We start from the raw sequence: 13,542 nt of genomic DNA, 5'->3' as shown, positions 1-13,542 counted from the left end.
AGGCCTGCCCAGGGCAGGCTGAAACCTTCCTACCCCCGTTTGGTAATACGGGGGTAGGGGTAGGTACAAGAAAGTGTGAAAAATAGTGTCAGCTCAAGGAATTTCGCCCTAAATAGCTGATAAAATTAGTAAGAAAGTGAGGACTATGTTTGATTACAAAGAATTGAAGCGAATCCGCCGACACCTGGGCTTTTCGCTGAAAGAATTTTCAGCGCTCCTAGATGTAAACTATAACACTTATAAGAAAATCGAGATTGGGGAGCGGGAACTTCCCAAGGTTTCCCAGAAAAAGTTTCAGCGGCTATTTTTCAACCAGCAGAAACTCAAGGGAACCCGGTTAGAAGGAAAGATTGACTATCTGCGGGTTCGATTTAAAACCTTAGATTATAAGACCATTATTGATAAGGTATTGCGCCTGGGGGAAAAACAATTTTCCGAACAAAAAAAGGGCCTTTATTCTTATCATTATAAGATTGAGTTCCAAAATATCAATATTTACTGGTCAGAGAATGATCATCACATGGGAACCTTGGTAGAGTTTTCGGGGGCTGGCTGCCGTCAGTTTGAATACTACCTGCAGACAGAACAAAAGCGAGACTGGAAGGATTTTGTTTGTTCTTGCGTCAGCTTTGCCCAAAAATCTACGGCTTCTCCAGAAGCTGCAGCGGATTTTTTGAAGTTTACCCGCTTGGATATCGCTTTAGATGAGCTATACAATCCAGAGGGCAACTATCCCCTGCCTGATTTAAAAGACCGTTACGATAAAGGCTTGATTGAGACAAAAGCAAAATCATTCCAGTTGGTAGATAAGTCATCTGGAAGCCAGTCTCAAGGCAAGTCTTTTTATTTTGGGTCAAGAAATTCTCCTGTCTTTTTCAACTTTTATGAGAAAGACCTGGAGCAAGCGGGTAAGTTGGATGTGCCTGTGGAGTTTGTCCGTGAGTATTACCAATTTAAAAATCGGTATGAGGTCCGTCTCAATGATGAAGCGGCTAACCAGTTTGTGAAAGAGTGGGCGGAAAGTTATCAATTTGATGTGGCCGGCAGAGCAGTTGGTCTAATCAATGATAAAATCCATGTCTATAAGCAGACCAGAGGCGGCCGGCAGTTGGATTCGGATTGGTATGCCTTGATGGGATCCTATGAGGCTTTTAAGTTCGTCATGTGTCCTGAGCTTTGTGAAATAGGAGTCAAGGAATATCGTTGGATTGAGCGGAGTGTGGCCCGTACCTTAAAAAGGGTCTTGATGTTGGAGGAAATCCGAGGGGTCAAAAAATTATCTCAGATTATCCGGGAGGCGGTGCTTTCAGATGATGATGAGAAACAGTTTCTTTCTCTAATCGAGGAGGAAGGTTATGCGGATTCCTATGAAAACCTAGTAAGAAAGGCGGTCCTATGATTGAGGCTTATTTAAAAGCATACTATGAAGCTTATGGCAATTATACAGGCTTGTTGGTTAATGTGGTCCTGGCGATTCCTAATCGGGAATACTATGAGCCGGAAGTTTCTAGTTTTCAGTATCAGGAAATGCGCCAGGAGCTAAATCTTCTACGTCAGAAGCGTTATTCTTCTGCCTATCTGAATGATCGTGCGGTTGCTCTCAAATTCAAGAACCAAACACGGGCTTACCTGCAGGCGCTGGATGATCTAGCTTTGGAAAAAAAGCAGGAGCTGCTTCTCTCTCTTTTCTCCTATGAGGAATCTGTTCAAGAGTATTTTTTGCGAATAACGATTGATAGGCATAGAATGATTCGTCGGTTGCTCTCAGAACTGAGAGAGTTTCTAAAAGTTTCTGGTTTGGGTCGATTGCAGTTAGACAGAGGGGGGAGTGTATGAAACAAATGACAGTTTGGGCGCTTTTTGACAGTGGCAATGGCAGTTATACAAAAGGTGTTCAGGCTCTAAATGATTCCAAGGAGACAAACATTGATATTTATCCTGTTGGGATAGACATTGAAGGCAAGAATGAGCATTTTATTAGTCTGGATCTTGCGGATTATGGACGGCTTTTCGGAGATAATAAGATGTTTGAAACGCTGGATCAGTTACCTAGGCCTGATTTGATTATTGCCAGTCCACCCTGTGAGAGCTGGTCTAATGCTTCCGCTATGGATCAGGGTAATGCCTGTTGGAAACGAAATGATGTATCAGACAGTCTATTTGCTCCTCAGGTGCAGCCGTCTCCTTTTACTATTCGTTCCAATGATGACTATGAAAAAGCTCCTATCAATTACCGATATGAGCACCAGTTCTTGAAACGAATCAATGGAGAATTGACCGCTTTTAATACGATTGAAATTATTAAGCGTTACAATCCTCTGTTTTGGGTCATTGAAAACCCTGCAGGTGATCGTTTATGGCCGTATATTGAAGATATTATTGGTTTCAAAATTCCATATAAAAATTTAACTAGGTACAACAATTATGACTATCCTTTGCAAAAGAGGACGACATTTGCAAGTAATGTCTATCTTAATCTAAAAAAAGAAATTATTAAGCCAGAAATGACTTTGAAAAATTTCTCCAAGTCTTATAATGAGCGTTCAAATATTCCGCAAAAGTTGGTAGCGGATATTTTTAATGTCATATATAAGGCTTATATTTTTGAATTAAAGAAAAAAAGAGCATAAAGGAAATGGGAAAAGAATTCATTATTAGAAGCCCATCCATAAGATAGTTATTTATGGATAAAATACTAGAAATGAGGTAGAAAAATGGCACAACAAGGAACTTTGGAAAAAGAAATTTTATCATTGACAGCCCAGCTTTCAGAACTATTGATTGCTCACAATTACCGGGAAGCCTATACGATTGCAGGAACGCTTAACAGTAAGTTAAAAGGGGACATGGTGATTGCCCTTCCGATTGATCAGATCCGGGAAATCCAGACTCAACTGCGGATCTACTACAGGCAAAATGAGAAATTAAACACCATTTCTCAAAGCATGTACGGTACTGGCAAGCGACTAGCGGCCCTTGTTTAGGAGTCGGTGACATGGAATTTGCGATTGTGACAAATACGGAGACGGGACAAAGGGGGCGTTTCCCCTTGCCTTTTCAGATTAGCGCTTTGGAAAAAATCGGAGTGACAGAATCTTTCAAAGGCCAACTCTATGTCTTGCCAGAGGAAGATGATACTTTTGGTTACGGTCTGGACGGTTTTTTGGAATTATCTGAGCTAAAAGCCTATTTGGAAGATTACAAAAACCGCCAAAATCCTTATCATTTTGATTATATGATGTTAAGTAGATTACAGACAGACTGTGACTATTTTTTAGGTTATGGCGGTCGGTATGAGGGGCATCTTTGGGCTGGTAATGTCCCGGATCAGATTGCGGAAATGAAAAAATTGTGGAAGAAATTTCCAGAGGGTGAAAAGCCTGAATGGTTGACTTGGGAAGAAATTTTACAGTATGAAAGGAGAATGACTGAGGAGGACAAATGATTGCAAATATTCGGGTGCTGACGGATGGCAATAGCCGGTCTTTATGCCAGTTGGATTTGATGAAATTCAGTAAAGAGGCGGTATTGGCCAGAATGGAAGAAAGAGGAATTAAGGAAGATTCCTTTTTCATTTGTGGCTTTTCTGATTGGGAAGTTGATTCAATCATGTCCCTGCAGGAAGCCTATCTTTTAAAAAAAGTGATCCTGGAGTTGTACGACGGGGATGATTTCTTGGTACAACACATGTTAAAACATCATCAATCTCCCAGCTTTATCATGAGCCACTACTACCGCTTTGTTTCTAAAGATGAGACTGCTTTGATGAAGCAGCTCCTGGAGGGGGCTGATATGGATAGCGTAGTGGAATTTTTCTTCCAGGCTTCCAGCTGGGTTAGGGCCATCCAGGCTTATATAGATCAGGGAGTGGTACTTAATACCAGCAAAGGGTTCTATGTATCATGTGAATGAAGAAAGGAGGTAAGCATGCCTGTTTACACTATTCATAAGGATTTTTCGAAAGAAGAAAATCCTTACTCAGTTTGGCGTGATGACGGGGAATTGATTGAGGATGACTTATCGTACGGCGAAGCGGTTTATTGGTGCTTCCGGGAACTACAGGAATATGTAGATCAAGCTAGGATTACGAAGCAACAGATGGATGCCGTGATGGGCGACATTGAGGCTTACGATGAGCTTGTTCTTAATCTGGTTCCGGCCTAGCGTTAACTAACTTTCCGTTTTAGCAGACAATTTTAAAAATGTCCGTTTTAGTGGAAAATATATGTAAAGGAGAATAAATTTGAATGTAAAAAAATGGTTTTCTCAACTAAAAAAGGAGGTTGGGAAAGTAAAGTTTCCCAAACCAAACAAAAGCAAGGTAGAGCTGAAGCCCCGGAAAATCAGCCAGAAGGCGGCTAATCGTTTGCTTCTGGGCTTTGTGGCTGGGGTCGTACTCTTATCAACCCTAACCATTGTTTCCAACACCTTTCGTAGTTTGAGGAATGATAAAAACGAGATTCAGGTAACAAACAAAAATTCTCGGACCTATTCTAATCAGGTCAGTCTTTTTATGATGGAATTTTTAAATGTTTACTTCTCAGAAAATAATGCTGAAAATCAAGCCAAACTCAAGGAATACTACGGATCAGGCATTGACATTAAAAACACAGAAAACAACCGAATGGATAGTCAGCTAACAGGCGCTACCTTAGTAGAGGTAACAGATAATTTAGCGACTTATCGGGTCACTTATTCTGTTAAGGCAGGGGAGGAATGGCAACCAAACTATGGCTTGCTTCATATCCCTTATGCCGTTAAGGATAATAAATTCTATGTTTCAGACTTGCCTTATTTCACTAAGGAAAATTCTTATGCGGCCAAAAATGTAAAAGCTGGTATCCACTTGCAGGACCAGCAGGATAGCAAACAAGAGTTTGGTAAAGCCAAAGAGTATGTTCAAGCTTTGTTTACAGCTTATGCTAGCGGTGATAAAACACAGCTAACCCCTTTTTCAAAGGATATTCAGCCCTTGGAAGGGTACAAACTGACCTCTATTGATTATTCTTATTTTATTACGGATAAGGATCATAAAGATAAGCTGGTAGATGTACTGCAAGTTACCTTTACGGACGGTCTGGGACTGTCCCATCAAGAAAACTTTGTGGTCACTTTGAAAGTAGACAAAGAAAATGATACGTTCCGTGTTCAAAGTTTTGAGCATGGGATTGCTGAAAAATACCGAAAACAAATGAAGTAAAGGAGAGTAGGTAACGAATGAAAGAAGTTATCCTTTTATTGTTGAAAGACGTAGGGGCTTGGGGTGCCCTTGGAATTGGTGCAGGAGCTGGTATTGTTACATTTTTGACAGATCGGTCCGGCGGAAAGATTTTGAAGTCTATTGGAATTGGTTTGGCCGTCGCTTTTTTCTGCTACCAACCAGAATTGGTGTTGAACAAAGTCTCTGAAATCTTGTCTATACTGGTCAATCTTTTCAAGATTGGTGGGTGAGGCAATGGCATTTGAGAAAAAAGATAAGCGATTATATCACTATCGCTCTGCTTTTGAGCAGCCAACTTGGATTCAAAAATTTTCCGATCGTTTTTCTCTGCCTAACGCAATCAAGCTGTCTACACTTGGCTGGACGGCTTTTTTGTTTTTGGCTTATTATTGGCTGTTTTCAAATTTTGTAACGAAAGTTATTCCAATTCCTATGCCGTTTTGGATTGGGGTTGGGACACCTATCATTTGGAGTTCAGGGATTGTCCTATCTGATTTTACGATTGAGCAGCAGAAAATCAGTCGTTTTATTCGTGACTATCTAAAATTTTATCGGGTTTATGGCCGAAAACGTAAGCTGAAATATCTGAATGATGGTATTTTGTATTACAAACCAGATTATATCTTAAAGAAAGAGGGGAAATTGAGTGAAACTAACGAATGAAATTGTAGATATTGTTGATAACCTGATGTTAAAAAAAGATGGCAGTGTCTTTGCCTTGTATGAGGTCAATCCCCAAGACATTAATCCCGTAGACTTTACCAAAAAGGAAAAATTTAAGGCATCTGTTGAAGCCTGGCTAACTAATATTAAAAACTATGGCGATGTGGATATTGTCATGCTTCCTTTTCAAAAAGACCTACTGAAAAAATTTCAGAAGCTTTCTCAAAACTTTGCGACCGATACAGAAGATATGGCCTATTCAGTCCTTGAAAAGTCCTATGATTATTTGTTGTCATCTAAAGAATTGTGTGACTATCATTACTTTATCAGTATTCCTCTGAAATCTTTTACTATTTCCGTGGATCTAAAAGAAGTAATCCAGGATTCTATCAATACAGCTTCTGATTTTCTGGTAGAGAGTTTGGGGCTTCAAAAAAGCATAATGGAAGGGTGGGAATTAAAGTACGAAAAACAACGGGCAGAACTGGAAAAAGATTTGTCCCTGCTCGATTATCGCCGGCTGTCAACTCGAGAGACGATTTTTGTTAATCGCTATTCATATTTACATTCTTTGAATGTTGATAAAGAATATGAAGTGAATTTGGTTGAAAACTGGATTGATAACTTGGGAGACAAGAATATTGATTACAAGCGTATTAATGTTCTGGAGTTTCAAAATGAAGAAGGCTCTCAATATGTTGCTTTTCTTCCAGTGGCTTATAAGCCAGAAAATGCCTCCTACCTGCATTTTATTGAAAAAGCGCAGTCATTAGGGTTTCCGGTAGAAGTTTGGACCAAGGCCAAATTTGCCAAGGTCAAGGGGCTGCCCTTTAACAATATCCGGACCAAGGCCCGTAATGTTCGCTTAAAATTGAAAGGGGCTCAGACAGAGTCTGCAGAAGCAGATAGTGTACAGAAAAATTCTGTTGGCCAGAGTAAATACCTAGTAGAGGATATTGAATCCAAAATTGAAGATGGTATTCCTATTCTCAATTACCTGCAGACTTTGGTCGTTTTTGATAGTGATTTGAGGGTTTTAAAGCAGAAAATTAACTTGCTGATGGAAGAAATGAAAAGTCGCAAAATCAAAATCTCTCGGGCCACTCCTTACCAATTATATCTGTTTGCCAAAAATCGCTTTGGAGAACTGCTTCAATCTGAGGATAAAAACTTTATCCAAATTGATGAAGTCGGAGCTTTAGCAGAAGACTTGTTTTTTGTCACTCAAAAAGTTGGTCAAGATACTGGCTTTTACTTTGGGATGATTGACAGTCAGCTGAGCTCTTGGCATGGTCGATATGAAGAGGCTATAGCCGTTTCTGACAAACCGGTCTTTGTCAATATTCTGGAGGCGAATGAAAAGGTAGAGGGAAAAAGTACCGATAATCCGCATATCTCTGTTACAGGTGATACTGGTCAGGGGAAAACTTTTGCCATTTCCTACATTTTCTATTATGCTAGTTTGCTGAACTGCCAAACGCTCTACATTGATCCGAAAATGGAAAAGCGCTACTGGTATAACAAACTTTTGAAGGAGCTGGAAGAAAAGGATATCTATCCAGAAATTCAGGATTATATCCGGAGCATCCACTTTGTGACTTTGGATTATACAAAACCTGAAAATCATGGGGTGCTGGATCCATTGGTCTTTTTAAGCGGGGAGCAGGCAAAGGACCTGATTCTTTCAATGGTCAACGAATTCATGCCTCTGGATGGTAAGGATAAATTTGAGACTGAATTTTCTAAGATGATTCGGGTCTTTGCGGCCAAACGGGCCAATGGTGAAAAGGTAGGAACCTTGTCCGTCATTCAAGAATTGATGAAATCTGATGTTGAGAAAGTCCGAGAGACAGCTGAGAATCTATTGGAAAAAGTGACTGCTTCTGTATTGAGTTTGGTCTTTTCAGACGGTACCAATTCAGCCGTTGACCTGACTGCTCGTAATACGATTCTGGAAATTGCGCATTTGGATTTACCAGCAGATGAACACTCAGAATTGACCTTACAAAATAGAAAAGCTATGGCGGTGCTCTATGCTTTGGGTGATTTTTGTATCAAATTTGGTGAACGAGATTACGGACAAAAAACTGTAATTGGTCAAGATGAAGCCTGGGTATTGAGTATCACAGCTTATGGCCGAGGCCTCCAGGACCGAATCAAACGGGTTGGCCGCTCTCAAAATAATTTCTATGTTTTTACTTCTCAACTGCCGGAGGATTCCAACCGAGCAGACGGAGAAGCAACATCATTTGGAACTTATCTTTGTTTCCATAATGATACTCCTGGATCTGCTGAAAAGGTCCTCTCTCGTCTCAAAGTGGAGGTGACAGAAGATAGTAAGGCCTGGTTTGATAATTTGACCAAGGCCCAATGTCTCATGAAAGATACGCACGGTCGGGTAGAACGGATTACCGTTGATGGCCTATTCTTCCCAGAAGTTAGCGAACTTTTCAGAACAGTTCGCAACCAAGAAAATCAAAAAGAGGAGGTAGCTTAATGAACAAGAAACGGATGAAATGGATTTTCTTCATTCTTATCTTGACTTGTTTTCCCGTAGTTCTTGTATATGCCAACGGTGCTCCGATGCCAGGTGCAAATAATTTTAATACAAATACTCCTGCTTCTAATACTGGAACTGGAGCTCCTCAACCAGGAGCCAACGGATTTAATACGAACACTTCACAGAACAATTCCAATACTGGATATGCTCCTCCTAATATACAGGAAGCGCAGGCTAGAGAGGCTCAGAATAAAAAGAAAAAGGAGGAAAAAAAGAAAAAAGACGAAAAAAAAATCGAAAAAGATGACGATTATCAATCTATTCAAAAGAAAGCTGAAAATGTTGACAAAACCCTTAAGAACAAAAATGCTTCTACCAAGGATATTAAAAAAGCTGGGGAAGATATAGAAGATATTAATAAATATATTGAACAGAACAAGGACAAGGAAGATGCTTCTCAAATTCAGGGGCTGAAAACAACTCAAAATAACTACAATGAACAAGTGGGAAGTAAGCTAGATGATGCCAAAGCACGGGAGGAAGCTCAGGAATACCTGGACAATGCCAGAGAAACAGTCAATCCAGCAGATATGTCTAAGCTGACTTCTTACATTTATGTAGAAGGTGGCTTCTTTAATTCTGATGATCTTTTTCCTAAAGCCGTCAATGCAATTGCTCAAGGAATCTTTTTCTTGGTCAAAGCAATCTATTGCTTAGTTATCATCATTTTGGAACAGGTTTTTACAGCGAACACTTATAAAGAGCTAGATAAGGTTGTTGGTTTCTCGGCTAACTTTTTCAATACTTTCATGACGGACTATAAATATCTGGTTTATGGATTGGCTCTTTTTGGTGGCCTGACAGAATTTTTCAAAACTCGCCGGTTTCCTATTTGGTCTTTCCGCTTTCTTTTGGTCTGGTTTGTGGCGGCCTTACTTTATCAGCCAGCATACTTTCAGCCTAATTATGGTGATTCCCAGGTACCTGCAAGTTATAATCTTTCAGTCCTAGTTAAGATGGCAGACGGATTGGGACAAGATATGACTTCTACTGCTATAAAAGGATTTGATACTATTGATGCAGATAATGCAACCTTATCTAGTCAAAATGGCAAGAATAATATTGATTCTGTTAAAAATGCAATTTTCGACAAATTGGTTTATGAGCCGTTTTTAGCCCTTAATTTTAATACAACGGATAAAAATGTTGTAACAGAAGATAAAATTAAAGAGTTATTTGTAACAAAAGGTGATCCAAAGGATGTTGAAACATTTGCTAAAAAAAATGAAAAAATTGAACAAGTTTCCTTTGGTTCGGTTGGTGTCAAGATTTTCACAGCCTTTGCGGCCTTTATAAAAGCGCTGGTTATTGGCTTTGCTTTAATTGTCATTGGGTTAATCTCAATTGTCTTTAAATATCTTGCTTTACTTATTATTGTTTGTTCGGTTATTTTGCTCTTTATTGCTATGATTCCAGGTTTTGAACAAGCTCTTGGCAACGCAAGTAAGAAACTGATGCAGTTTGCCTTATTAGGCGGTCTTGGTCTCTTCTTTGTGCGAGCTTTTCTGTATGTCAATGGCTTGGTCGAAGGTGCCGCTGGCGGTATGAACGATATTTATTTTTGGTCTGCTATTATTCAAGGGCTGATTTGGATTGTTCTCTATCGTTGCCGTCACCTGTTGGGCGGTCTCTTTGTCAAGGGGACCATTTCCGCTCAGGAGTTGGCTCAGAAAGCTCAGTTTAACTTTGATCGCTTTTCTATGCCAAAACTTTCTACAGCTACAGAAAGCTATGGACCTAGTCAAACTGTTCGACCGGCTAACTTTTCCTCTGATACTATTCCTGTGGCATCCCCTCAGGCAAGTTTTAAAAAGTCCCTAGCTACCTTGTTTAGGGCCGGTAAAAATGGAACAGTGCAAGTCTATGACCGCTTAAGATATGGCAAGGAAGACACACTGGATAAGCAACTGTCTCAACAACGCAGGGCAGATTTCAAGCGTCAGTTACAAGATCGAGCAGAAGGCTTACAGGACTTGTTTGCAGCTGCAAAAGGTGAGTCTCTCAGAGCTAAGGTCCATGACTTGGCTGGCGATACAGATACACCTGTCCAGTTAGCTCATCAAGAGCGGCAATACCGTAGACAAGAGCGCTTGGAGCGTACAGAGAAGCGGCGACAAGATTCTATCAATTTTGACCGTTTCCGAGATGAAAGGCGTAGAAATATGGAACCAGGATTTAAGAATGATTGGAAAGAGCGTTTGTCAGCACCGAAGTTGAAACGAGAATGGCAAAAGCAGCAATACCAAAATAATCCAGCGGATGAATTATTTGAGAAAGGGGTAAAATGAAAGCAATTAAGCGAGGACTAATCGGGTTAGGGACTGTTTCAGTCCTTTTCTTTACTCTTGTTTTTCTGGTGATTGGCAGTGGTTCAGTTGATTCTCAAACTTATTCGGCTACTTCTGGAGGGATTTCTGTTTCTGCCAAAGAGTTTGCCCAGAAATTTACAGAGAAGACGGGCCGTCAGTTGAGTGAAGAAAATGCACAGACTGCTTTAGATTTTGGAGCCCGGCTAATGAACCAGCACCACTTCACCTTACAGGGGACAAGTGGCAGTCTGGCTGTAGCTTATCGGGAATGCGGCTTTGATCATACAGCCGTTAATCCTAGTGGTGGTGTCGCCGGTTTCTATCAGTGGTCTGGGTGGTCCAGTACCATTAATGGTGATCGCTGGGCCCAAGCCAAAGAAAAAAAGCTAGATAAGCAAATCCAAATAGACCTGATGAGTGCTGAATTAGAGGGGCCTTATGCCCAAGTGGTCGAAAAGGTTGGACCTAGCACAGATCCTAAGCAAGCAGCCCGAGATTGGTCGCAATATTATGAGGGAGTAGCAATCAGTGATTCTCAGACCAAAGTCAGTGATATTGAACAATGGGCGGAGGTTATCTATGATATTTTAAAGGATGCCCAAGCAACCTTTAATCAGGATAATAATACAGGTTCTAGCTCGGTAGCTGTACCAGAGGGCTGGGGGAATATCAGCCAGTATGACGGTCATGCTTATGATGGTAGTGGCTCTTATCCAGCAGGCCAGTGTACATGGTACGTGTTTAATAGGGCAAAACAGCTCGGTATCCAGTTTGATTCTTTCATGGGAAATGGCGGTCAGTGGTGGCAAAAAGCTGGTTATAAATCTAGTCATACGCCTAAGAAGCATACTGCTGTCTCGTTTGTTCAGGGGCAGGCTGGCTCTGATCCTACTTATGGCCACGTGGCATTTTGTGAGGAGGTTAGGTCTGACGGTTCAGTCTTGATTTCTGAAATGAATGTTGTTGGGGTGCCAGCTATGACAGTGGGCTACAGGGTTTTCGATGCCAATACGGCTAAGCAGTTTTGGTATGTAGAGGGACATTAAAAATGGAAATGGAGAAATAAAATGAAAACATTAACTAAAGAAAAAGCGGAATCTCTTGGAATTTCTAAATATGTGAAGCGTCCGATTCCAGCTTATGCTATTCAGATTGTTCCTGAAAACAAAGAATGGCTGGAACAGGAGGAGCGATTAGACCTTGATAACTTGACTGTTCAGACCCTTGAAGGTCAATTCAATTTTGGGATTGGTGATTATCTCATCATTGGAAATGACAATGAAGTCTGGACTGTCAAGGAAAAGATTTTTGAAGCAACATATGAGCAAGTCTAGGAATATAGGCTTGCTTCTTATTTTGAAGGAGGAGAGAAGATGGAAACAATGCGTGATACGGTAAACAAGCAGGATTTACTGCATGAAATGAGTGATTATAAAGCTAGGAAGGTGATTCAACAGGCTGTTGATTTGTTGGTTAAGGATGGTTTTTCGTTTTATAAAAATCAGCGAAAAGTTGAAATTCCACAAGAATATATTTATAAAATTTTAGGAAGGAAAATCTACAATGGCACGAATTAGAAAGCGTGGTAAAACCTGGAGTTTTGAAATTGAGCGTAAAGGTAAAGGGGAAAAATCTTACCATGGTAGTGGTTTTAGGACGAAAAAAGAAGCTTCTGATAAGGCTAAGGAGATTGAGCTGCAGCTGGCTAGTGGTCAATTGACGGTCTATGAAAATCCATTGACTTTGGTTGAATTGTTCGATAGCTGGTTAGAGGTTGAAATTCTGCCTCAGAAATTGGATATTGACACGAAGAAACGTTATAAACGGCGGAGGGAAGTGATTAAAAATTACTTTGGGGATATGCTGGTCTCGGATATTGTTCGTTCTAATTATCAAAAATTCATTAATTTTTATGGGGAAAGCTATGAAATTAATGAATTAGGGCGTATGAATGCTAATATTACAAAGGCAGTAGAATTTGCGAAAGCTGACCGGATTCCGATTGATGATAGTTTTTTGAAAAACATTAAATTGAATTCTATTCGGGAACCGAGGCATCCGGATACGAAGTTTTTGCATAGCCAAGATGACTATGAGCGGGTGATGGAATATTTGCGGTTGTTCATGGATTACAGGAAGTCAGTAGTTCCCTATGTGCTGTATATCCTATTTGGTATTGGATTACGGCCAGGCGAAGCTTTATCTTTGACTTGGGCTGACATTGATTTTGACAGGCAGGAAGTTTATACTCATTCCCGTTGGTCGTCTCATAAGCATACGGTTGTTCCTCCCAAAAATGACCATTACTATCGCAGAATTAATCGTAGAAATCCATCTGTTAGAAAAGTTCCTGCAAATATGCAAGTTATGCAGGTGCTGCAGGAGTTGAAATCAATCCAGGAAAGAACCTTGAAAGTACTCAATTTAGAGAATCGAGAGAATTTTGTCTTTTTTCAATATGGAGCAAAGTGGCCTGTGCCTGATGAATCTACTTTAAATAAAGCCTTGAAAAAAATGTTGAAACAGCTGGAGATTGAGCCAATAATGACCGTTTATGGTGCCCGTCATACTTATGGAAGCGTAAAAGTTCGAGAGGGAGTTCCTTTAGAAGCACTCGCGAAGTGGTTTGGTCATAAGGACACAACCATGTTGCGAGAGGTCTATGTTCACCTCCTGCAGGAGACGGATGACGAGTGGGCGGAAATAGAAAAAGGAAAAACACTCGGGCAAACATTCGGGCAAACTCAAAAAACACACAAAAAAAGCCTATTAGAATAGGCTTTTTCAGG

Annotated in this window: 16 protein-coding genes; all 16 read left to right on the top strand. The window is 40.4% G+C overall.

All coding sequences use genetic code 11. From position 1 onward, the window contains the following. Positions 1-145: 145 nt before the first annotated feature. A complete protein-coding gene (locus tag O3620_RS03970) occupies positions 146-1,399 on the top strand; it encodes a replication initiation factor domain-containing protein (protein ID WP_061592356.1) in 1,254 nt (417 codons plus the stop codon). Beyond that, positions 1,396-1,836, top strand: coding sequence for a hypothetical protein (locus O3620_RS03965; RefSeq protein WP_061592357.1), 441 nt, complete (start codon positions 1,396-1,398; stop codon positions 1,834-1,836). Before O3620_RS03970 ends, O3620_RS03965 begins: the two co-directional genes overlap by 4 nt. Before the next feature lie 5 nt (positions 1,837-1,841). Further along, positions 1,842-2,630, top strand: a complete 789-nt coding sequence (locus tag O3620_RS03960; RefSeq protein WP_223320761.1) for a DNA methyltransferase — start codon at positions 1,842-1,844, stop codon at positions 2,628-2,630. An 84-nt stretch (positions 2,631-2,714) separates the two neighbouring features. Then, on the top strand, positions 2,715-2,984 hold the full coding sequence (locus O3620_RS03955) for a hypothetical protein (RefSeq protein WP_161543616.1): 270 nt from the start codon (positions 2,715-2,717) through the stop codon (positions 2,982-2,984). 11 nt (positions 2,985-2,995) lie between these two features. Then, a complete protein-coding gene (locus O3620_RS03950; protein ID WP_223320658.1) occupies positions 2,996-3,445 on the top strand; it encodes an LPD11 domain-containing protein in 450 nt (149 codons plus the stop codon). Then, complete coding sequence (locus O3620_RS03945) at positions 3,442-3,912, top strand: hypothetical protein (protein ID WP_061592361.1); 471 nt, start codon at positions 3,442-3,444, stop codon at positions 3,910-3,912. The genes O3620_RS03950 and O3620_RS03945 overlap by 4 nt, the downstream gene beginning before the upstream one ends. 15 nt (positions 3,913-3,927) lie before the next feature. Beyond that, entirely contained in the window at positions 3,928-4,164 is a 237-nt protein-coding gene (locus tag O3620_RS03940) for a hypothetical protein (protein ID WP_061592362.1), read from the top strand. Positions 4,165-4,243: 79 nt separating this feature from the next. Then, complete coding sequence (locus O3620_RS03935; protein WP_061595048.1) at positions 4,244-5,200, top strand: conjugal transfer protein; 957 nt, start codon at positions 4,244-4,246, stop codon at positions 5,198-5,200. Positions 5,201-5,217: 17 nt separating this feature from the next. Continuing rightward, entirely contained in the window at positions 5,218-5,451 is a 234-nt protein-coding gene (locus tag O3620_RS03930) for a TcpD family membrane protein (protein WP_061595049.1), read from the top strand. A 4-nt stretch (positions 5,452-5,455) separates the two neighbouring features. Next, entirely contained in the window at positions 5,456-5,884 is a 429-nt protein-coding gene (locus O3620_RS03925) for a TcpE family conjugal transfer membrane protein (protein WP_032908047.1), read from the top strand. Continuing rightward, positions 5,868-8,381 carry an ATP-binding protein gene (locus tag O3620_RS03920; protein ID WP_223320660.1) on the top strand — a complete coding sequence of 838 codons (2,514 nt, stop codon included), beginning with the start codon at positions 5,868-5,870 and terminating at the stop codon, positions 8,379-8,381. The genes O3620_RS03925 and O3620_RS03920 overlap by 17 nt, the downstream gene beginning before the upstream one ends. Continuing rightward, positions 8,381-10,732, top strand: coding sequence for a hypothetical protein (locus O3620_RS03915; protein ID WP_268681970.1), 2,352 nt, complete (start codon positions 8,381-8,383; stop codon positions 10,730-10,732). The genes O3620_RS03920 and O3620_RS03915 overlap by 1 nt, the downstream gene beginning before the upstream one ends. Next, complete coding sequence (locus O3620_RS03910; protein WP_223320664.1) at positions 10,729-11,799, top strand: phage tail tip lysozyme; 1,071 nt, start codon at positions 10,729-10,731, stop codon at positions 11,797-11,799. Before O3620_RS03915 ends, O3620_RS03910 begins: the two co-directional genes overlap by 4 nt. A gap of 21 nt (positions 11,800-11,820) precedes the next feature. Next, the gene (locus O3620_RS03905; protein WP_125337912.1) at positions 11,821-12,087 is read left to right on the top strand and encodes a hypothetical protein; all 267 of its coding nucleotides are present in this window, start codon (positions 11,821-11,823) and stop codon (positions 12,085-12,087) included. A gap of 39 nt (positions 12,088-12,126) precedes the next feature. Beyond that, a complete protein-coding gene (locus O3620_RS03900) occupies positions 12,127-12,330 on the top strand; it encodes a DUF3173 family protein (RefSeq protein WP_223320673.1) in 204 nt (67 codons plus the stop codon). Next, complete coding sequence (locus tag O3620_RS03895) at positions 12,317-13,531, top strand: site-specific integrase (protein ID WP_268681971.1); 1,215 nt, start codon at positions 12,317-12,319, stop codon at positions 13,529-13,531. The genes O3620_RS03900 and O3620_RS03895 overlap by 14 nt, the downstream gene beginning before the upstream one ends. The last annotated feature ends 11 nt before the right edge of the window (positions 13,532-13,542 follow it).

Source organism: Streptococcus sp. 27098_8_134 (genome assembly GCF_041431675.1).
Taxonomy (GTDB): domain Bacteria; phylum Bacillota; class Bacilli; order Lactobacillales; family Streptococcaceae; genus Streptococcus; species Streptococcus sanguinis_R.
Note: the sequence above shows the minus strand (reverse complement) of the source record. Positions and strands in the feature narration are given on the sequence as shown.

Coding starts and splice junctions, on each gene's coding strand:
- O3620_RS03970 (WP_061592356.1), top strand. CDS start 146: ATGTTTGATTACAAAGAATTGAAGCGAATCCGCCGACACCTGGGCTTT.
- O3620_RS03965 (WP_061592357.1), top strand. CDS start 1,396: ATGATTGAGGCTTATTTAAAAGCATACTATGAAGCTTATGGCAATTAT.
- O3620_RS03960 (WP_223320761.1), top strand. CDS start 1,842: ATGACAGTTTGGGCGCTTTTTGACAGTGGCAATGGCAGTTATACAAAA.
- O3620_RS03955 (WP_161543616.1), top strand. CDS start 2,715: ATGGCACAACAAGGAACTTTGGAAAAAGAAATTTTATCATTGACAGCC.
- O3620_RS03950 (WP_223320658.1), top strand. CDS start 2,996: ATGGAATTTGCGATTGTGACAAATACGGAGACGGGACAAAGGGGGCGT.
- O3620_RS03945 (WP_061592361.1), top strand. CDS start 3,442: ATGATTGCAAATATTCGGGTGCTGACGGATGGCAATAGCCGGTCTTTA.
- O3620_RS03940 (WP_061592362.1), top strand. CDS start 3,928: ATGCCTGTTTACACTATTCATAAGGATTTTTCGAAAGAAGAAAATCCT.
- O3620_RS03930 (WP_061595049.1), top strand. CDS start 5,218: ATGAAAGAAGTTATCCTTTTATTGTTGAAAGACGTAGGGGCTTGGGGT.
- O3620_RS03925 (WP_032908047.1), top strand. CDS start 5,456: ATGGCATTTGAGAAAAAAGATAAGCGATTATATCACTATCGCTCTGCT.
- O3620_RS03915 (WP_268681970.1), top strand. CDS start 8,381: ATGAACAAGAAACGGATGAAATGGATTTTCTTCATTCTTATCTTGACT.
- O3620_RS03910 (WP_223320664.1), top strand. CDS start 10,729: ATGAAAGCAATTAAGCGAGGACTAATCGGGTTAGGGACTGTTTCAGTC.
- O3620_RS03905 (WP_125337912.1), top strand. CDS start 11,821: ATGAAAACATTAACTAAAGAAAAAGCGGAATCTCTTGGAATTTCTAAA.
- O3620_RS03900 (WP_223320673.1), top strand. CDS start 12,127: ATGGAAACAATGCGTGATACGGTAAACAAGCAGGATTTACTGCATGAA.
- O3620_RS03895 (WP_268681971.1), top strand. CDS start 12,317: ATGGCACGAATTAGAAAGCGTGGTAAAACCTGGAGTTTTGAAATTGAG.